Raw genomic sequence first — 18,084 nt, 5'->3', positions numbered from 1 at the left:
GTAAGGGGTGGCGATCAGGCGGCCGGGTCGGCGGGCTCCATGGTCCCGGCCATCGCCGCGGCGGGGATCACCGCGCCGGCGAGGAACGTCAGGATGCCGAGGCAGCCCATCAGGTAGGCGAGACTGTGGCCGTCGCCGGCCTCGAGGCTGGCCCCGAAGATCAAGACCATCGAGATCACGAACAGCCCTCCGGTGACCACCGACAGGGCCCGGGACCTCGCGCGGAGCAGGGTGGCGGTCTCGAACTCGTCCAGGTAGGGGGCGGGCGCGTTGTCCTTGGAGTCGATCGTGACGCGCAGCATGGTCCAGACGACGCAGATCACGACGGTCATCGGGAGCCACGCCAGGATGATCGGCATCCAGAAGTAGCCGGCCAGCGCGATCGCGGCCATGATCGCCAGGCTCGCCCAGTTGAGCTGGATCAACAGGCGCCGACGCGCGGGTGTCCGCCACGACGGGAGGCTGCGCTCGGTCTGGGCCCGCATCTTCTCGAAGCGCTTCTCGGCGCGGGTGAGGGTGTCGGTGGCTGCGGTGGTGCCGGTGGTGGGCGTGGTCATGGTCGTTCCTCTCGCTTGGGGCGGTACATCTCGGTGGACATCGGTCGGAACTCCTCGCGGGAGAACACGGCCTCCACGGGTAGGTCGAACACCCCGCAGATCCGGAAGGCCAGCTCGAGGCTGGGGTAGTGGTCGCCGCGCTCGAGCGCACCCACGGTCTGCGGGTTGACCTCGATCCGCTCCGCGAGCGCGGCGCGGCTGAGTTGGTGCTCGGCCCGCAGCACGGCGATCCGGTTGTGGATGGGGAGCTTTTCGCCCCTTCTGACTGGGCTCATGCAATGAATGGTTGTATAAACCCAACAGTCTGTCAATGGTGGATTCCGCGTAAGCTGACTCGCATGAGCAGCGTCCACGACATCTCGTTCACCACCATCGACGGCGAGCAGGCCACGCTGGCCGACTACGCCGGCCACGCCGTCCTGGTGGTCAACGTCGCCAGCGAATGCGGTCTGACCCCGCAGTACGAGGGGCTCCAGGAGTTGGCGGACGACTACCAGGAGCGAGGCTTCTTTGTCCTGGGCTTCCCGTGCAACCAGTTCATGAACCAGGAACCGGGCAGCGACGACGCGATCAAGGAGTTCACCAGCGCCAAGTACGGGATCACGTTCCCGCTCGCGGCCAAGGTCGAGGTCAACGGGGCCGGGCAGCACCCGCTCTACGCCGAGCTCACCAAGGTCGCCGACTCAGACGGTGAAGCCGGGGACGTGCAGTGGAACTTCGAGAAGTTCCTGCTCTCCCCCTCGGGTGAGGTCGTGGGTCGCTTCCGCCCCAAGGTGGAGCCCGGTGCCCCGGAGCTCGTCGAGGCGATCGAGGACGTCCTCCCGGTCTGACCGGGGTGATGCGTACCGCTCCGGCCCGGTCATCTGACGTACACCTCGTCGTCGTCGATCCGACACGCCGGACTGCGACCATGCACCTATGACCCCGCGTCTCATCGTCTCCCTCTCCGGTCTGCGCGACTCCTCGCTCGACAACGCGGTCGACCTGGTGGGCGAGCTCGAGCGCCGGTCCGTCCCCGTCTCGCTCCTGGTCGCGCCGCGCCGTGGTCACGAGTACCGGTTGGCGACGGACGAGGGGTCGCAGGAGTGGTTCCGGCACCGCCGCCGGCGGGGGGACGCGATCGTGCTGGCCGGGTACGACGAGGCGGCCACCAGGCCGCGCCGGCCCGAGTTCGCCTCGATCGGTCCCGCCGAGGCCGCCGTGCGCCTGGCCGCCGCCGACCGGCTCATGGGGGACATGGGCCTGCGGACCCGGGTGTTCGCCCCGCCCCGGTGGAACGCCTCCCCGGGGTGCCTCACGGCGCTGCCCGGCGCGGGCTTCCGCGTCTGCGCCTCGCTCGCCGGCGTCCACGACGTGGTCCGGGGGACGACCGAGCGGGGGCGAGTGCTGTCGATAGGCGAGGGGTTCGTGGCCGACGCGTGGTGGTGCCGCGCACTCGTCACCGCTGCAGGCCGCACCGCGGCGGCCGGCGGTCTGGTCCGCATCAACGTCTCCGCCAAGCAGCTCTCGCGGCGCGCGCCCCGGTCGGCGCTGCTGGACGCCGTGGACAGGGTGACGGGCGAACACGGCGCGGACGTCGCCCGCTACGAGTGGCCTCCCGTCGCGCTGGTCGGTGCGGCCTGAGCGGACTGGAGGCCCGCGCGAACTGAGCGTTCGGGCGACCCCAGCCCCTGCGGGTAGGATCGGGCACTGAGTCCCGGCCGGTCCGGGTCCGTCCCGCGCAACCATCCGAACGAGGAGTTCCCACCGTGGCCCGAGTTGTCGTCGAAGTCATGCCCAAGGCCGAGATCCTCGATCCGCAGGGCCAGGCCATCCACCGAGCCCTCGGCCGTCTGGGGCACGACGGGGTGACCGACGTCCGGCAGGGCAAGCGGTTCGAGCTCGAGGTGGCCGACGGGGTCACCGACGCCGAGCTCGAGGAGATCGCCTCGTCACTGCTGGCCAACACGGTGATCGAGGACTGGACGGTCGTGCGCGTGGACGCCGCCGAGGTGACCGCGTGACCGCACGGATCGGCGTCATCACGTTCCCCGGCACGTTGGACGACATCGACGCCTCGCGGGCGGTCGCCATGTCCGGTGCCGAGGCCGTCTCGCTGTGGCACGACGACGCGGACCTCAAGGGCGTCGACGCCGTGGTGGTCCCGGGTGGCTTCTCCTACGGCGACTACCTGCGCTGCGGCGCGATCGCCTCGATGGCCCCGGTCATGGGCGAGGTCATCTCGGCGGCCAAGGGCGGGATGCCGGTGCTGGGCATCTGCAACGGCTTCCAGATCCTGTGCGAGGCCGGCCTGCTGCCCGGCGCGATGGGGCGCAACCGCGACATGCACTTCATCTGCCGCGACGAGTGGCTGCGGGTCGAGAACACCTCGACGGCCTGGACCTCCCGCTTCGAGCAGGGTGCCGAGATCCTCGTCCCGCTCAAGTCCGGCGAGGGCCGCTTCATGGCCTCGCCGGAGACCATCGAACAGCTCGAGGGTGACGGGCGCGTGGTGTTCCGCTTCGCGAGCGACGCCCCCAACGGCTCGACCAACAACATCGCCGGCATCTGTTCGGAGAACGGGCGCGTGGTGGGGCTCATGCCGCACCCCGAGCACGCCATCGAGCCGCTGACCGGCCCCTCGGACGACGGGCTGGGCCTGTTCCTCTCCGCGCTGGACGCGGTGGTCAACGCTTAGGCGCAGTCACTGCTGCTCAGGGCAAAGCGAAGGGCCCGCTGGGATCTCTCCCGGCGGGCCCTTCAGTGTTGCGGGGTGATTCAGGCGCCCGTGGTGCTGCCGAGGTCGCCACCGATGCCGGCGGCGAGGTTGAGCAGCATGGTGGGGAGGCTCAGCGCGAAGCGGAGGACGGTGTCGACGGCGGAGGAGCCGACGCCCTGGGCGAGGCTGCCGAGCTCGGCGCTGAGGGGGGCGGTGGCGTCAGCAATGGAACCGGTGAAGTCCATGTAATTCTCCTTGGGGTCGTCGCCCGGCTGGGGGGCCGAGGCGAATGGCGGCGACCCGTATGGCCGCCTGCACCGACCCATTCTGCCCAGCCAGTTGGGCAACCGTTCATGATTTGAGTCCAAGTGGCACAAATCACCTCACGTGGCTGGTGGGAACGGAGGGGCTGTCTGGCCTCGAGCACCCCGCCGTATCGGGACCGCGATGCGGTACAACCGTGGGATGAGCGAATCCACCCCCCAGCCCGAGTCCGCACCCGACAAGGCCCCCGACAAGGCCGCCCGGCCGTTCGACATCGTCCTCTATGGTGCGACCGGTTTCACCGGTGGTCTGGTCGCGGAGTACCTCCTGCGGCACCTGCCCGAGGGCGGTTCGTGGGCGGTCGCCGGTCGGTCGCGGGTCAAGCTCGACGGGCTCGTCGGCCGGCTGGCCGCGGAGATGCCGGACGTCCCGGCCCCGGGGGTCGTGGTGGCGGATACCGAGGATCCCGAGTCGCTGGCGGAGATGGCGCGGTCGGCGCGGGTCGTCATCACGACCGTCGGGCCCTACCTGGAGTACGGCGAACCGCTCGTCGCCGCGTGCGCCGAGGCCGGGACCGACTACGTGGATCTGACCGGCGAGCCCGAGTTCGCCGACCGTATGTACCTCGACTACCACGACAAGGCCGTGGCCTCCGGCGCGCGGATCGTCCACGCGTGCGGTTTCGACTCCATCCCGCACGACCTGGGCGTGTTCTACACGATGAAGCAGGTCCCCGAGGGCGTGCCGGTGGCCGTCTACGGGGCCGTTCACGCCGACGCCCAGTTCTCCGGCGGCACGTTCCACTCGGCCATCGGCCAGTTCGCACGACTCCGCGAGGCGTCGCGGGTCGCCAAGCTGCGCCGGGAGAAGCAGGGCAAGGCGGTCGGTCGACGAATCAAGGCGGTGGCGGGCAGGCCCCACCGCGACAGCGCGCTGGGCGGCCGGTGGCTGGTGCCGCTGCCCACCATCGATCCGCAGATCGTGCTGCGATCGGCCGCCGCGCTGGAGAGCTACGGGCCGGACTTCAGCTACGCGCACTACGCCGCGGTCGGTTCGCCTGTGATCGCCGCCGCCGGGGTGGTCGGGGTCGGCGCGCTGGCGGTGGGCGCGCAGGTCGGCCCCATCCGCTCGCAGATCCTCAAGCGGATCGACCGTGGCGCCGGGCCCAGCGAGTCCCGTCGGGCGCGGTCGTCGTTCGACGTGACCTTTGTGGCGCTGGCCGGCGGGCGCCGCGTGGTCACGCGGGTCTCGGGCGGCGACCCCGGCTACACGGAGACGTCCATGATGATCGCGGAATCCGCGCTGTCCCTGGCGTTCGACGACCTGCCCGCGCTCTCGGGGCAGCTCACCACCGCCCAGGCGATGGGGGACGCGCTGCTCGAGCGCGTGCAGCGTGGCGGGCTCACCTTCGAGGTGCTCTCCACCTAGCCACCGGCCCGCCCAGCCCCCGTGCACCCAGCGCGCGCGGGACGGGATTCGTCGGTGGGGGACGGTTGACTAGACTCGGCCCCGTGACCACTCACGTCGACTCCATCGCGCACGCCACCGACACTCCCGACCTCGATCAGCCCTGGGCCGAACTCGGGCTCAAGGCGGACGAGTACGCCAGCATCCGGGAGATCCTGGGCCGCAGGCCCACGGACGCCGAGCTGGCCATGTACTCGATCATGTGGTCGGAGCACTGCTCCTACAAGTCGTCCAAGGTGCATCTCAAGTACTTCGGCCAGACCACCACGGACGAGATGCGGTCGAGCATGCTCGCGGGCATCGGCGAGAACGCGGGCGTGGTGGACATCGGCGACGGCTGGGCCGTGACGTTCAAGGTGGAGTCGCACAACCACCCGTCGTACATCGAGCCGTACCAGGGTGCGGCGACCGGAGTCGGCGGCATCGTCCGGGACATCATGGCGATGGGCGCGCGCCCCGTGGCGGTCATGGACCAGCTGCGCTTCGGCCCGGCGGACGCCGCCGACACGCATCGTGTGCTACCGGGCGTGGTTGCGGGCGTCGGTGGCTACGGCAACTGCCTGGGCCTGCCCAACATCGGTGGCGAGACCGTCTTTGACGAGTCCTACGCGGGCAACCCGCTGGTGAACGCGCTGTGCGCGGGCGTCATGCGGGTCGAGGACCTGCACCTGGCCTTCGCTTCCGGCACCGGCAACCGCATCATCCTCTTCGGCGCCCGGACCGGACTGGACGGAATCGGCGGCGTCTCGGTCCTGGCCTCGGAGACCTTCGAGGAGGAGGAGGACGGAGCGCCCGCCAAGCCCCGGAAGCTCCCGGCCGTCCAGGTGGGCGACCCATTCGCGGAGAAGGTGCTGATCGAGTGTTGCCTGGACCTCTACCGCGACAAGCTCGTGGTGGGCATCCAGGACCTGGGCGGCGCCGGACTGGCGTGCGCCACCTCCGAGTTGGCCGCGGCAGGTGACGGCGGGATGCACATCGTGCTGGACAACGTGCCGCTGCGCGCCGAGGGCATGATCGCCACGGAGATCCTCTCCAGCGAGTCCCAGGAGCGCATGTGCGCGGTGGTGGCTCCGGAGAACGTGGACGCGTTCATGGAGGTGTGCCGCCGCTGGGACGTGCTGGCCTCCGACATCGGGCAGGTCACCGAAGGCGACCGCCTCACCATCGAGTTCCGTGGCGAGACCGTGGTCGACGTCCCGCCGCGCACCGTCGCCCACGACGGCCCGGTCTATGAGCGGCCCGTCGAGCGCCCGGCGGACCAGGACGCGCTGCAGGCCGACACCACCGCGAGCCTGACCCGCCCCGCCACCGGGGACGAGCTGCGCCAGACGCTGCTCGACATGATCTCCAGCCCCGCGCTGTGCTCGCGCAAGTTCATCACCGAGCAGTACGACCGCTACGTGCGCGGCAACACGGTCCTCGCGGAGAACGCCGACGGCGGCGTCCTGCGGATCGACGAGGAGTCAGGCCGAGGCATCGCGCTCTCGACCGACGCCTCGGGCCGCTACACCCGCCTCGACCCGTACACCGGCGCCCGCCTCGCGCTGGCGGAGGCGTACCGCAACGTCGCCGTCACCGGCGCGCGCCCGGTGGCCGTGACCAACTGCCTGAACTTCGGCTCGCCGGAGGACCCGGGCGTCATGTGGCAGTTCCGCGAGGCAGTCCACGGCCTGGCCGACGGTTGCGCCGAGCTCGGCATCCCCGTCACCGGCGGCAACGTCTCCTTCTACAACCAGACCGGCTCGACGCCGATCCTCCCGACGCCCGTCGTGGGTGTCCTCGGCGTGATCGACGACGTGGCCCGCCGCACCCCGACCGCGTTCGGTGACACCCCGGGGGAGAGCGTCTACCTGCTCGGCGAGACCCGGGACGAGCTCGACGGGTCGATCTGGGCGCAGGTCGCCCACGACCACCTGGGCGGCATGCCCCCCACGGTGGACCTGCAGTGGGAGGCCACGCTCGCCCGGATCCTGGCGACGTGCTCCAAGGACGGCCTGATCACCGGTGCGCACGACCTGTCCGAGGGCGGGCTCGCCCAGTCGCTCGTCGAGTCGGTGCTCGCCGGGGAATGCGGACTGCGCGTGGTGTTGCCCGAGGGCGCGGACCCGTTCGTGTGGCTGTTCTCCGAGTCGGCCGGCCGCGTGATCGTGTCCGTCCCCCGGGGCGAGGAGATCCGCTTCCAGCAGATGCTCACCGCGCAGGACATCCCGCACACCCGTGTCGGCGTGACCGACCCGGACTCCGGCACCTTCGAGGTCCAGGGCCAGTTCACGTTGACCACCGATGAGCTGCGGACCGCGCACGAGGGGACGCTGCCGGCCCTGTTCGGCGTCGACCCGGTCTGAGCCGGGTCGGCCGCAGGGCGAACCGGTCAGCGAGCCGGTAGGCGACGGCCCGGATGCGGGATCTCAAGCGATGTGAGCGGGTGCTCGCCGTAGTCCTGGCCGGCACCGCCGGCTTCGTGGACGCGGTCGGCTTCCTGGTGGTGGGCGGCTACTTCGTCTCCTTCATGAGCGGCAACTCCACCCGCATGGTCGTCGGCCTGGCGGAGGGCGACTACTCGGGCGCGGGGATCGCCGTCGTCGTCCTGGTCTCGTTCTTCCTCGGTGCGGTGGCCGGGGCTTTGGTCACCCGCCGCCGCAACCTCGACGACCGCCCGGCCGTCCTGGCGCTGGTGGCCGTCCTGCTGGTCGCCGGCCTCGCGTTGCACCGGCTCACCGCCGTCACCGTCCTCGGGGTGCCGGTGTCGATGACGGTGGTCGCGGCGTCGATGGGCGCCATGAACTCGGTGTTCCACTCCGGCGGCGAGGTCTCACTGGGGGTCACCTATATGACCGGGGCGGTGGTCAAGTCCGCCCACCGCCTGGTCGACGCGCTGGCCGGGGGCTCGTGGGCGCCGTACCGCCAGCAGGTGGCGCTGTGGGCCGCGCTCTCCCTGGGCGGCCTGGCCGGGGCGGTGCTCCAGGTGGGCCTGGGCGTGGCCGCGCTGGGCGTCGCGGCGGCGGTCGTGAGCGGTGCACTGCTCGCGACGGTCTGGGTCCGCCGCCGGGAGTACCGCCGGGCCTAGGGGGTAGGGGTCAGCCTCGTCGTCGTCGTGCCCGCAGGTAGGCCTCGCGCGCGGCGAGGCCGTGGACCACCTCGTCGATCATCGGGTGCACGAACCTCTTGCGGTGGGCGGCATCCGACGCCGCGGACGCGGCCAGGTTGAGGGCGGCGAACGCGGCGAGCACCAGCGACACCCGCAGGAGGGTGATGCTCACGGGGACGCGGGACAGCAGGCCGCCCAGGTCCTCGGTGGGACGCAGGGTCCAGCGGGTCTCGGTGGCCTCCGGGATCGCGATCCACCCGAGGAAGAGGAAGAACGCAAAGACGAGGCTGCCGAACAACACGGCCTGGATCAGCGTCGTCAGCACCGGGACCAGCAGGATGTTGATCCGCTCGGACACCCGCAACGCGCGACCCGGCGCCCGCACCGCCAACTCGTGCTGCAGGTCGTCCCGGGTGGTGATGGCCACCAGCAGCACGGTGAGAGAGCCCATGACGGCCAACACGGCGAACGTGCGCGGCCAGGACAGCGCCACCATCACCTGCCAGATCTCCGCGTTGAAGAACAAGAACAGCACGGCCAGCATGAGGACCGGCAGCACCCGCGCCACCATGTGGCCCGTGGAACCCAGTTCGCGGCGTACGCGCCGCGCCGCCCACCGCACCAGGGAACCGGCACCGAGGTAGGTGCCCACCAGGACCCCCGCCAGGGCCGGGGCGGTGGTGCGGAGGGTGGGGCCGTCGTGGGGTTCGAAGGCGATGGGTGCGACGACGAGGAGTGCGATCGCCGAGGCGAGCCCGAGAAGGGTGCCCGTCGCCCAGCTCGCGCGTCGGACGAGCCACGCCACCAGCCAGCCGACGAGCGGGGCGGCGGCGATCAGGCCCAGGGCCAGGAGCAGCAGGACGACGATCGGGTTCGCTGCGCCGATCAACCCCGTGCCGAGGGCTTCCTCGCCCACCCGCTCGACCAGCAACACCGCCATGTCGTTGGCCCGGTCGAGCGCGGCGAGGCCGGTCGCGGCGACGGCGAGTCCGGCGCTGGCGCCGGCGGAGCGCTGGAGGATCTCGCGCAACCGGGTGGAGGGGACGATCATCTGCGGCAGCCCCAGCGACCGCAGGTGGTCCTCGTGGGCGCGGCAGCTGCTCGCCGGGGTCGGGTCGGGCGTGGGCATCGGGTCATTCTGGCAGCCGTCGCGGCCCGCGCGGCCGGGACCGCGGACTATCGTCGGGTGCATGTCCACCAGCGAGCGAACCGCGCCGGCCCCCGGAGCGGCTCCGACAACGCCGGTGGCGCCGCCCGTCTACACCCGTCCACCCGGCAAGGTGCGCGACGACGACGTCCGCCCGCCCCTGCCCGGCCAGGTCGTGGACACCGTGTTCTTCGCCCTGGCCACCCTCGCGGCGGGCTGGCTGGGCTGGCGGCTCCTGGACGAGGTGTGGCGCCACAGCTGGTGGCACCTGTTCCTCCTGGTCCCGTTCTGGGCGCTGGTGGCCTACCTGGTCCTGCCGCGCCTGCAGACGCTGATCACCTCGGTCTACGTGCCGGGGTACTTCATCGCCCGGACGCGGACCTCGGACGGGCTGCTCGGGGATCCGGTCAACCTCGCCGTCGACGGCACCGCCCGCCAGATCCACGAGGTCATGACCGCGTGTGGCTGGGTCCTCGCCGACGACATCACCGTCCGCTCCTCCTGGGGCATCATCCTGTCCTCGGTGCTGCGCCGGTCCTACCCCGCCGCCCCGGTGAGCCCGCTGCGGCTCTTCGGTCGCCGGCAGTGCCTGGCCTACCAGCAGGAGGTGGAGGGCAACGCGGCGCAGCGCCACCACGTGCGCTTCTGGCGGTGCCCGGATGGGTGGCTCCTGCCCGGCGGCCACCGGGTGCAGTGGCTCGGCGCGGGCACCTACGACCGCGCGGTGGGGCTGTCGCTGTTCACCCTCCAGGTGACCCACAAGATCGACGCGGACATCGACGTCGAGCGCGACTACATCGTGGACTCCATCCGCTTCCACGTCCCCGGAGCGGATTTCCGATTGCTCGAGAACTTCTCCACCGGTTACCACTCCCGCAACGGCGGCGGCGACGCGATCCGGACCGACGGCGACCTGCCCGTGGTGGACCTGCGCGCGGTGCCGGTCCCAGAGGTGGCGGCCGCCGCGCTGCCGGCCGGGGTGGTGCGGGCCGCCCGCGGGTACGACGACCCCCAGGCGGAGGGCGGGCTGGCCTCGGGGGACGCCGACCGCCCGGCCGACGACGTGGCCCCCGATCCCGGGCATCTCCCGCGACCGGCCGCGCTGACCGCGGGGTGCGCGCTGGTCGCGGGCACGGTGCTGGTGCTGTTGGTCACGGCGCTCCGCGACATCCTCTCCGGGCAGGGGATGGAGGAGTTCGCCGGGCTCGACCAGTCCGAGGTGGTCCCGGTCGTCGTGGTGCTGGCGGTGTTCCTGGGCGCGACGTACGGGGCGATGGGCGTGCTGGCGCTGCTCACCTACCAGGGCTACGCCCGGCCGCGCGTGTGGCTGCTGGCGCTGACCGTGGTGAGCATCGTCTCGACCGAGTCCGGCCGGGTGACCACGGACGCCGAGTCGGGCACCGTCCTGGGCGGCTACCTGGTCCTGGCGGTCAACGTCCTCATCCTGCTCCTCCTCACCAGCCAGGCCGCCCGGACGTGGAGTCGCCGGACCGCGCAGGAACGGCGGCGGGCGCGGCGGGCGCAGCGGGCGCGGCGGGCGCGGCGGGCGCGGGGGGACCGGACGTGAGCCGGGTCCCCGACGCGGCGACGGTCCGCGCCGCCGTCGAGGCGGTCACCGCGTGGCTCGACGACGACGAGACGTCCGCCCAACCTCCTCGCTCGGCACTCGCCGCGGCGGTCCGCGCCACCACCGGTGCCCTCGCGGGGGAACTCCCGGGTCGCGCCGTCGAGCTGCGGGTCCCGCCCTTCGCCGCCGTCCAGTGCATCGAGGGTCCGCGGCACACGCGCGGGACCCCGCCCAACGTGGTCGAAACCGATCCCCGCACCTGGCTCGAACTCGCCACCGGCCGCATCACCTGGGCCGCTGCGGTGGCCGCGGGTCGGGTGTGGGCGTCGGGGACCCGCGCGTCCGAGGTGGCCGCAGCGCTGCCCGTCGTCAGGGCCGGGTGACCGCTCCCGCCCCGCCGGGGTGCGGGTGGGGCCCCACCGCGATGCCCGGGCGGGGGAGTGCCCCGCACCACGGGACTGTGGCCACGGGGGGCTGGTTACGTACACTCGAACCGCACCGCCGGGGTCCGTCCGGGCGGCCAGCCCCGAATCCGTGAGGGAGCACCACCAGGTGGAGAGCACGTCGACACGTCCGGTCCCGTACGGATCCCTACGCCGCACCGGGAGCCGCGCCACCGTCGGCCTGGGTCTGCCCGACCCGTCCGCACCGGGGCCCGCCGGCCTGCCGATCGACACCGAGCGCATCGGTCCCGTCGAGGAGTGCGGCGTCTTCGGCGTCTGGGCCCCGGGCGAGGACGTCGCGAAGCTGGCCTACTACGGCCTGTACGCGCTGCAGCACCGTGGCCAGGAAGCCGCCGGTATCGCGGTCGCGAACGGCGAGCAGGTCCTGGTCTACAAGGACCTCGGACTGGTCAGCCAGGTCTTTGACGAGCAGACCCTCGAGTCCATGAACGGCCACGTGGCCCTGGGTCACTGCCGGTACTCCACGACCGGCGCCGCCTCGTGGGACAACGCGCAGCCGATGTTCCGGCAGACCGCCGACGGCGGATCGCTGGTGCTCGGGCACAACGGCAACCTGGTCAACACCCAGGAACTCAAGCGCTACGCCACCGAGAAGGGGATCCGCGGCTACACCGAGGACAGCACCCACTCGGACTCGGACATCGTTTCCACCCTGCTCGCCCACGAGGCGGGGGACCTGGGCCTCGAGGAGGCCGCCGCCCGGTTGCTGCCGCGCCTGCGCGGCGCCTACTGCCTCACGTTCTCCGACGAGAACACGCTGTACGCGGCCCGCGACCCCCACGGGGTGCGCCCGCTGTCGCTCGGCCGACTCGACAACGGCTGGGTGGTCTCGTCCGAGACCTCGGCCCTGGACATCGTCGGCGCCTCGTTCGTCCGCGACATCGAGCCCGGTGAGCTCATCGCGATCGACGCCGACGGCGTCCGCTCCCGCAGGTTCGCCGAGGCCACCCCCAAGACCTGCGTCTTCGAGTACGTCTACCTCGCGCGCCCCGACTCGGTGATCAACGAGCGCTCGGTCAACTCCGCCCGCGTGGAGATCGGCCGCAGGCTCGCGAAGGAACACCCCGTCGACGGCGATCTGGTGATCCCGGTGCCGGAGTCGGGGACCCCGGCCGCCGTCGGGTACGCGCAGGGCTCGGGCATCCCGTTCGCTCAGGGCCTGACCAAGAACGCCTACGTCGGACGCACCTTCATCCAGCCCAGTCAGACCATCCGGCAGCTGGGCATCCGCCTCAAGCTCAACCCGTTGCGCGAGGTGATCCGGGGCCAGAGGCTCGTGGTGGTGGACGACTCGATCGTCCGCGGCAACACCCAGCGCGCCCTGATCCGGATGCTGCGGGAGGCGGGAGCGAGCGAGATCCACGTCCGGATCGCGTCCCCGCCGGTGCGCTGGCCGTGCTTCTACGGCATCGACTTCGCCAGCCCCGCCGAGCTCATCGCCAACGGCGTCGACGTCTCGGACGGGATGCTCGAAGGGGTCCGCAGGGCGATCGGGGCGGACAGCCTCGGTTACGTCTCGGTGGACGGGATGATCGAGGCCAGCGGGCAACGTCCCGACGAGCTGTGCGCTGCGTGTTTCGACGGCCACTATCCCATCCCGCTCCCGGACGACTCGCACATGAGCGCGGCCGTCCGGGCGCTGAACGCGCAGGTCGATGGCGAGAACCGCGACCTCAGCACGGCCTCGGACAGCCCCGCCCTGAACGACACGGCCATCAACGACACGGCCATCAACGACACGGCCTTCAACAACTAAGTGGACGACGTCCGCCGACCCTGACCGGGCGCCCCACTGTGGGCGCCGATGAGGAGAACCCAAGATGACCGAGAACTCACACCGCGCGCCCGGCGCCTCGTACGCCGCCGCGGGAGTCGACATCGACGCGGGCGAGCGTGCCGTCGAGCTGTTCGCGCCGCACGCCAAGCGTGCGACCCGGCCGGAGGTGATGGGCGGTCTCGGGGGGTTCGCCGGGCTCTTCTCCCTGAAGAACTCCTACCGTCAACCGCTGCTGGCCTCGTCCACGGACGGCGTCGGCACCAAGATCGCGGTGGCGCAGGCGATGGACATCCACAACACGGTGGGCATCGACCTCGTGGCGATGGTGGTCGACGACCTGGTGGTCTGTGGCGCCGAGCCGCTGTTCCTCCAGGACTACATCGCGATCGGCAAGGTGGTGCCGGAGCACGTGGCCGCCATCGTCGAGGGCATCGCCGAGGGGTGCGTCCGGGCCGGCTGCGCCCTGCTGGGCGGGGAGACCGCCGAGCACCCCGGCCTGATGGCGCCCGGGGAGTACGACATCTCGGGCACCGGCGTCGGGATCGTCGAGGCCGACGAGATCCTCAAGGCCGAGAACGTGCGCCCGGGCGACGTGGTCGTGGGGATGGCCTCCTCGGGGCTGCACTCCAACGGCTACTCGCTGGCCCGCCACGTCCTGCTCGAGCTCGCCCGCCTCCCGCTGGAGGGCCACGTCGAGGAGTTCGGACGGACCCTCGGTGAGGAGTTGCTCGAGCCCACCCGCATCTACTCGCTGGACTGCCTGAGTCTGATCGCCGAGACCGACGTCCGGGTCTTCAGCCACGTCACCGGTGGCGGCCTGGCCGAGAACCTGGCGCGGGTCATGCCGCGGGGTCTGGTGGCCCAGCTCGACCGCGGCCGGTGGCCGGTGCCCGCCGTCTTCGGCACGATCGCCCACCACGGCCGCGTCGAGCAGGCCGAGATGGAGCGCACGTTCAACATGGGCGTCGGCATGATCGCCGTCCTGCCGGCCGAGGACGTGGACCGCGCGCAGGCCGTCCTCACGGCCCGGCACGTGGACAACTGGGTGATCGGTCACGTGGAGAAGGCCGCCGAGGACGCTGCTGACGCACCGCGGGTCGTCCTCGAGGGATCGCACGCACGGTTCTAGTCGAGCGGGCGTCGCCAGACACCCCCGCGATACACGTGGGCCGGGCATCCACTGGGGATGCCCGGCCCACGTGCATGTGGAGATCGGGGAGTGCGGTCAGAACCTGCTGTCGGCGTCGGACCACGACCCGTAAGGGTCATCGTCCTCGTCGGCACTGACTCGATCAGTGCTTGGTCGCTCGGGTATCAGCCTTGTGGGCGCGCCCCCACCTGACAACTCCGCTTGGAGACGTTCTAGGTCCGTCTGCGGAGCGTTGTATTTCAGTTCGCGAGCGACCTTGGTCTGCTTCGCCTTCGCGCGGCCTCGGCCCATTGACCTGACCCCCTCGGAAACGGTGCTGGGCCACCTCGGGGGTGCCCATCGAATGTGAGTATCTGCCTGCCCACAGGATAGCGTGCCCGCCGCGGAATGTCCGCCCGGGTGTGGTGGGAGGCGCTACCAGCGACTACGCCTGGCCGCGGAGTCTGCGGATCGCCTCACGTCCGGCCTGGGGCCCGGAGTCGTCCGGGACGGTGTCGGCGTCGATGGCGGCGGAGACTCCGTCGATCTCGAGCGGGGCATCCGAGGCGACCGACCGCTTGAGTAGCGCGAGCGCGACAGGGCCGTCCTCATGGTGCTGGACCACGGTGCCGACGCGGCCCACCGTGCGGCCTCCGGAGCGGACCTCGGCACCGGGCAGCACCATCGCGTCCCCTCCCGACCCGTCCAGTTGGAGCCGCACGAGGACACGGGGGGACTTGCCCAGGTTGTGCACCCGGGAGACGGTCTCCTGACCCCGGTAACACCCCTTGTCCAGGTGCACCGCACCGCGCTGGGCCACGTCGCCGATCCACGTGGGGATCTCGTGGGGGATGGTCTTCTCGTCGGTGTCCACGCCCAGGCGGGCGCGGGGCGGGGTCGTCTCAGCCGCGCGCAGGGCCTCGAACGCCCACGAGCCCGCGGGGCGGGCGCCGGCGGCGAGGGCCGCACTGAACCAGGCCGTCAGCCCGGAGCGGGGGACGATCAGGTCGACGGACCCGGCCATCGGCCACGGCATGCGGCGGGCGACGCCGCCGCCGGGCAGCGGGCTGCTCGCGTAGTGGCCGACGGGGAGCTCCACGGCCGTCCCGTCGGGTGCGGTGAGGGTGGTGGGGAGCCCGGTCCCGGCGAGGGTGACGACGGCGAGGTCCGCGGCCTCCGGAGCGGCATCCGCCCAGAAGACCATCTTGGTCAGGAACGTCAGGAGTCCGGCGCCCCGACCGGGCTCGGTGTCCACGACGAGGCGCGACCCGACATCGGAGAGCACCGCGTGGTGCTCGACCCGCCCGTTGGCGTCGAGGACCAGCGTCTCGCCACCGCTGCCGTCCGGGAGTTCGGACACGTGCTGGGAGACGAATCCCTCGAGCCAGGTCAGCCGTTCGCCTCCGGTGATGGTCAGGACGTCGCGGTGGGAGCGGTCCACCACCACCACACCGGACGTGGCGGCGCGTTGCTCACCGAACGGGTCCCCGTAGTGGAACGGGACCCCCGCATCAGGGTCCGCATCGGCCGCGTCCACGGCGCCGGGGCGGTTCAGGATCGGGCTGTGGTAGCCATCGTCGGTCCTGTCGGGCACAGCTGGGTCGATCACCATCGCGATACTACGTGCGTCGTCGTAGTGTTGCCGTCATGGGCAGTGCAGTGGGAACCGGAGCGGAGCGGCCGGAGGGATACCGGGTCGTCGTCCTCGTCGCGGGCGGTCCGGACGGCCCGCGACCTCGAGTACATCCCGCCGGGGAGCCGTTGTTGCTCGCCGATGATCTGGCGGCCGTGCGCGGGGACGGGTGTTTCGAGACCCTCCTGCTGGTGAACGGACGCGTGGCCAAGCCGGAGCGCCACCTCGCGCGACTGGCCAGGTCGTCGTCGGCGCTCGGCATCACGGGCGGCCCCACCGCCGAGGAGTGGCGGGCCGGTATCGCGCTGGCCGCACGGGAGTGGGGCCCGGGCTCCGAGGCGATGCTGAGGCTGGTCCTGTCCCGCGGGCCCGAGCGCGGCGGCGCGGAGACCGCCTACATCACGGTGGCCCCCGTCGGGCCGCACGCGGTCCGCGCCAGGGCGGAGGGCATCGCCGTGACCGCCCTGAACAGGGGCTTCCCGGCGGACTTCGCGGCAACGGCGCCCTGGATGCTGCTCGGGTCCAAGACGCTGTCGTACGCGGCCAACATGGCGGCACTACGGCATGCGGCGGCGAACGGCTTCGACGACGTCGTCTACCTCTCCGCTGAGGGCGAGGTCCTCGAGGGGCCGCGGTCCACCCTCGTGATCGCCCGGTCCGGCGAGCTGGTGAGTCCGCCGGTCGAGGTGGGGATCCTGGAGGGGACCACCCTCGCGGCGCTCGCCGAGGTCGCGAAAGGACAGGGGATAGCAGTGCGCCGCGAGCGGCTGCTGATGACCGACCTGCTGGCCGCGGACGCCGTGTGGCTACTGTCCTCGGTCACGCTGGCCGCCCGGGTCAGGCGGATCGACGCCGTGACCCTTCCGGAGGCCGATCCGGGGATCGCCGTCGCGGGGATGGTCGACCGCGCGGTGGGGCGGGCCTGAGGCCCCTGGAAGGGGCCGCCTGCGCGTTCCGGGGGTCGGGGTCGTCTCAGCCCGCGAGGCGGCGCAGCCGCGCCGACATGTGGGGGACCAGGCCCTTCTCCGGGTGGAGGCGTTCCTCGACCCAGCCCAGGTCCCCGCCGTCCACGATCCCGTACATGCGCTTGGCGCCGCCGCGTTCGGGTCCGGTGGGGGAGGCGAGCACCACGTCGGTGGCCATCTCCCACGCGGACTGGGTGAGCGGCCGGCCGTAGAAGATCTCGATGACCCCGGACGCGTGGGCCACGAGGAACTCGAGCTGGTCGTCGGCGGAGATCCGCCAGAATCCCGACTCGCGGTAGGCGGCGCTGTCCACCGCCCCGCCCGAATCGAACGTCCAGGCCCGCGAGCTCCAGCTCAGGTAGTTCTCGCCGTCGTGCGAGACGACGATTTGCTGGCCGAAGCGGTGCTCGCCGCGGTCGGCGGTGTCCGCCTCGCCCTCGCCCTCCCAGACGCCCACGAGTGGGAGCAGCGCGAGCAGTCCCGGGTGGAGGTCGGGGCCGAACCGGAGGTTGGCCGTGTCCTCGGGCACCGGGAGCTCGGAGAACGCCGGGATGTTGCGACCCGCGGTCTGCTCGGAACGCGCGGCGGCGGCGTCGACCGCCGCGTTCGCGGATCCGCGCACGACCGACCCGCCGTCTCCCCCTTCAGGGGTGGACGGCGCGGGGTCGACGGCGTCGGTCGGGCCGCTGCCGGTCACGACTCGTTGGTGACCGTGCGGTAGACGATGTAGCAGGTGGCCCACAGGATGGCCAGCGTGCAGAGGACAAGGAGGATCTCGAAGAAGAGCACCATGACGCAATCCTAACCCGGAGGGCTTCAGCCCAGTGAGATGCGGGCGTCGATCGAGTGGATGAGGCAGTCCTCGGGGGGTACGGCGAAGTCCTCACTGACCCGCGCCTTGAGCCCCAGCACGGTCACCAGAGTGAAGTCCGCGTGCACGACACCGTCCCGCCCCGGGGGGTCGACGGTGATGACGATGTCCCGCACCTCGCGGATGGTCGAGTACTGCAGGTGTAGATGCAGGTCCCACTTGAGGTGGTCGGCATTGAAACCGGTCTTGAGCCCGTTCTCGTGTCGGACGCAGTCGGGTGCGAACGGCACGCGGAACGCGGCCGCGGGCAGCGTGAGGGCGGTCAGGTACATCCGAACGGCCGCCTCCCGCTCCTCGGGGGAGTACGGGCCGGGGTGGTCCGGGACCCGGGGGATGGCGCCGCGCCGCTGATCGACGCCGACGATGACGGCGGAGGCGACAGAGGCGCCGAGGGCGACGACAGATGCCCGTCCGGCCAGACCGAGTGCGCGGGTGATGAGTGACATGCTCTCGAGAT

General features: G+C 71.7%; 20 protein-coding genes. 12 read left to right on the top strand and 8 right to left on the bottom strand.

The genetic code is table 11. The features are described 5' to 3' along the window. Positions 1 to 14: 14 nt before the first annotated feature. Both R4P08_RS14405 and R4P08_RS14400 read right to left on the bottom strand, forming a co-directional pair. Positions 15 to 557: a hypothetical protein gene (locus R4P08_RS14405; protein WP_317814583.1), complete on the bottom strand. Its 543-nt coding sequence runs from the start codon at positions 555 to 557 to the stop codon at positions 15 to 17. Next, complete coding sequence (locus R4P08_RS14400; RefSeq protein ID WP_317814582.1) at positions 554 to 832, bottom strand: helix-turn-helix transcriptional regulator; 279 nt, start codon at positions 830 to 832, stop codon at positions 554 to 556. Before R4P08_RS14400 ends, R4P08_RS14405 begins: the two co-directional genes overlap by 4 nt. Positions 833 to 895: 63 nt before the next feature. Between R4P08_RS14400 and R4P08_RS14395 the strand changes: the two genes are divergently transcribed. The 4 genes from R4P08_RS14395 to purQ all read left to right on the top strand — a co-directional run bounded on the left by R4P08_RS14395 (position 896) and on the right by purQ (position 3,234). Further along, the gene (locus R4P08_RS14395) at positions 896 to 1,387 is read left to right on the top strand and encodes a glutathione peroxidase (protein ID WP_317814581.1); all 492 of its coding nucleotides are present in this window, start codon (positions 896 to 898) and stop codon (positions 1,385 to 1,387) included. Between the two features lie 88 nt (positions 1,388 to 1,475). Beyond that, positions 1,476 to 2,180 carry a DUF2334 domain-containing protein gene (locus tag R4P08_RS14390; protein ID WP_317814580.1) on the top strand — a complete coding sequence of 235 codons (705 nt, stop codon included), beginning with the start codon at positions 1,476 to 1,478 and terminating at the stop codon, positions 2,178 to 2,180. Between the two features lie 125 nt (positions 2,181 to 2,305). Beyond that, positions 2,306 to 2,560 (top strand): phosphoribosylformylglycinamidine synthase subunit PurS, encoded by a 255-nt coding sequence (purS, locus tag R4P08_RS14385; protein ID WP_317814579.1) that lies wholly within the window; start codon positions 2,306 to 2,308, stop codon positions 2,558 to 2,560. Beyond that, positions 2,557 to 3,234 (top strand): phosphoribosylformylglycinamidine synthase subunit PurQ, encoded by a 678-nt coding sequence (purQ, locus tag R4P08_RS14380; protein WP_317814578.1) that lies wholly within the window; start codon positions 2,557 to 2,559, stop codon positions 3,232 to 3,234. The genes purS and purQ overlap by 4 nt, the downstream gene beginning before the upstream one ends. Before the next feature lie 80 nt (positions 3,235 to 3,314). Here the strand turns inward: purQ and R4P08_RS14375 are convergent, their stop codons facing one another. Further along, positions 3,315 to 3,500, bottom strand: a complete 186-nt coding sequence (locus R4P08_RS14375) for a hypothetical protein (RefSeq protein WP_317814577.1) — start codon at positions 3,498 to 3,500, stop codon at positions 3,315 to 3,317. 220 nt (positions 3,501 to 3,720) lie between these two features. Here R4P08_RS14375 and R4P08_RS14370 point away from each other — a divergent pair, with 220 nt between their 5' ends. The 3 genes from R4P08_RS14370 to R4P08_RS14360 all read left to right on the top strand — a co-directional run bounded on the left by R4P08_RS14370 (position 3,721) and on the right by R4P08_RS14360 (position 8,053). Beyond that, a complete protein-coding gene (locus R4P08_RS14370; protein ID WP_317814576.1) occupies positions 3,721 to 4,947 on the top strand; it encodes a saccharopine dehydrogenase family protein in 1,227 nt (408 codons plus the stop codon). An 83-nt stretch (positions 4,948 to 5,030) separates the two neighbouring features. Continuing rightward, the gene (gene purL / locus R4P08_RS14365; RefSeq protein ID WP_317814575.1) at positions 5,031 to 7,331 is read left to right on the top strand and encodes a phosphoribosylformylglycinamidine synthase subunit PurL; all 2,301 of its coding nucleotides are present in this window, start codon (positions 5,031 to 5,033) and stop codon (positions 7,329 to 7,331) included. A gap of 80 nt (positions 7,332 to 7,411) precedes the next feature. Then, a complete protein-coding gene (locus tag R4P08_RS14360) occupies positions 7,412 to 8,053 on the top strand; it encodes a YoaK family protein (RefSeq protein WP_317814574.1) in 642 nt (213 codons plus the stop codon). Between the two features lie 10 nt (positions 8,054 to 8,063). Here the strand turns inward: R4P08_RS14360 and R4P08_RS14355 are convergent, their stop codons facing one another. Further along, positions 8,064 to 9,203: a hypothetical protein gene (locus tag R4P08_RS14355; protein ID WP_317814573.1), complete on the bottom strand. Its 1,140-nt coding sequence runs from the start codon at positions 9,201 to 9,203 to the stop codon at positions 8,064 to 8,066. A 61-nt stretch (positions 9,204 to 9,264) separates the two neighbouring features. Between R4P08_RS14355 and R4P08_RS14350 the strand changes: the two genes are divergently transcribed. The 4 genes from R4P08_RS14350 (at position 9,265) to purM (ending at position 14,158) form a co-directional block, all read left to right on the top strand. Further along, positions 9,265 to 10,788: an LssY C-terminal domain-containing protein gene (locus tag R4P08_RS14350; RefSeq protein ID WP_317814572.1), complete on the top strand. Its 1,524-nt coding sequence runs from the start codon at positions 9,265 to 9,267 to the stop codon at positions 10,786 to 10,788. Continuing rightward, the gene (locus tag R4P08_RS14345) at positions 10,785 to 11,171 is read left to right on the top strand and encodes a sterol carrier family protein (protein ID WP_317814571.1); all 387 of its coding nucleotides are present in this window, start codon (positions 10,785 to 10,787) and stop codon (positions 11,169 to 11,171) included. Before R4P08_RS14350 ends, R4P08_RS14345 begins: the two co-directional genes overlap by 4 nt. A 247-nt stretch (positions 11,172 to 11,418) precedes the next feature. Next, positions 11,419 to 13,008 carry an amidophosphoribosyltransferase gene (gene purF, locus R4P08_RS14340; RefSeq protein ID WP_411741214.1) on the top strand — a complete coding sequence of 530 codons (1,590 nt, stop codon included), beginning with the start codon at positions 11,419 to 11,421 and terminating at the stop codon, positions 13,006 to 13,008. A gap of 64 nt (positions 13,009 to 13,072) precedes the next feature. Beyond that, positions 13,073 to 14,158, top strand: a complete 1,086-nt coding sequence (purM, locus tag R4P08_RS14335; RefSeq protein ID WP_317814570.1) for a phosphoribosylformylglycinamidine cyclo-ligase — start codon at positions 13,073 to 13,075, stop codon at positions 14,156 to 14,158. Positions 14,159 to 14,254: 96 nt separating this feature from the next. Here purM and R4P08_RS14330 read toward each other — a convergent pair whose 3' ends face one another. Then, a complete protein-coding gene (locus R4P08_RS14330) occupies positions 14,255 to 14,470 on the bottom strand; it encodes a DUF3073 domain-containing protein (RefSeq protein WP_317814569.1) in 216 nt (71 codons plus the stop codon). A 133-nt stretch (positions 14,471 to 14,603) separates the two neighbouring features. Continuing rightward, positions 14,604 to 15,770: a folate-binding protein gene (locus R4P08_RS14325; protein WP_317814568.1), complete on the bottom strand. Its 1,167-nt coding sequence runs from the start codon at positions 15,768 to 15,770 to the stop codon at positions 14,604 to 14,606. A gap of 35 nt (positions 15,771 to 15,805) precedes the next feature. On the opposite strand from R4P08_RS14325, the gene R4P08_RS14320 reads away from it, so the two are divergent. Next, complete coding sequence (locus R4P08_RS14320; RefSeq protein WP_317814567.1) at positions 15,806 to 16,717, top strand: aminodeoxychorismate lyase; 912 nt, start codon at positions 15,806 to 15,808, stop codon at positions 16,715 to 16,717. 46 nt (positions 16,718 to 16,763) lie between these two features. Here the strand turns inward: R4P08_RS14320 and R4P08_RS14315 are convergent, their stop codons facing one another. Together R4P08_RS14315 and R4P08_RS14310 are read right to left on the bottom strand one after the other, a co-directional pair. Beyond that, positions 16,764 to 17,453 (bottom strand): FABP family protein, encoded by a 690-nt coding sequence (locus tag R4P08_RS14315; RefSeq protein WP_411741213.1) that lies wholly within the window; start codon positions 17,451 to 17,453, stop codon positions 16,764 to 16,766. A 119-nt stretch (positions 17,454 to 17,572) separates the two neighbouring features. Continuing rightward, positions 17,573 to 18,073: a hypothetical protein gene (locus R4P08_RS14310; protein WP_317814566.1), complete on the bottom strand. Its 501-nt coding sequence runs from the start codon at positions 18,071 to 18,073 to the stop codon at positions 17,573 to 17,575. Between the last annotated feature and the right edge of the window lie 11 nt (positions 18,074 to 18,084).

This window comes from Rhodococcus sp. IEGM 1408 (genome assembly GCF_033142235.1).
In the GTDB taxonomy this organism is placed as follows: domain Bacteria; phylum Actinomycetota; class Actinomycetes; order Mycobacteriales; family Mycobacteriaceae; genus Dietzia.
The sequence above is the reverse complement of the archived record's forward strand: the minus strand, read 5'-3'. Positions and strand labels throughout refer to the sequence as shown.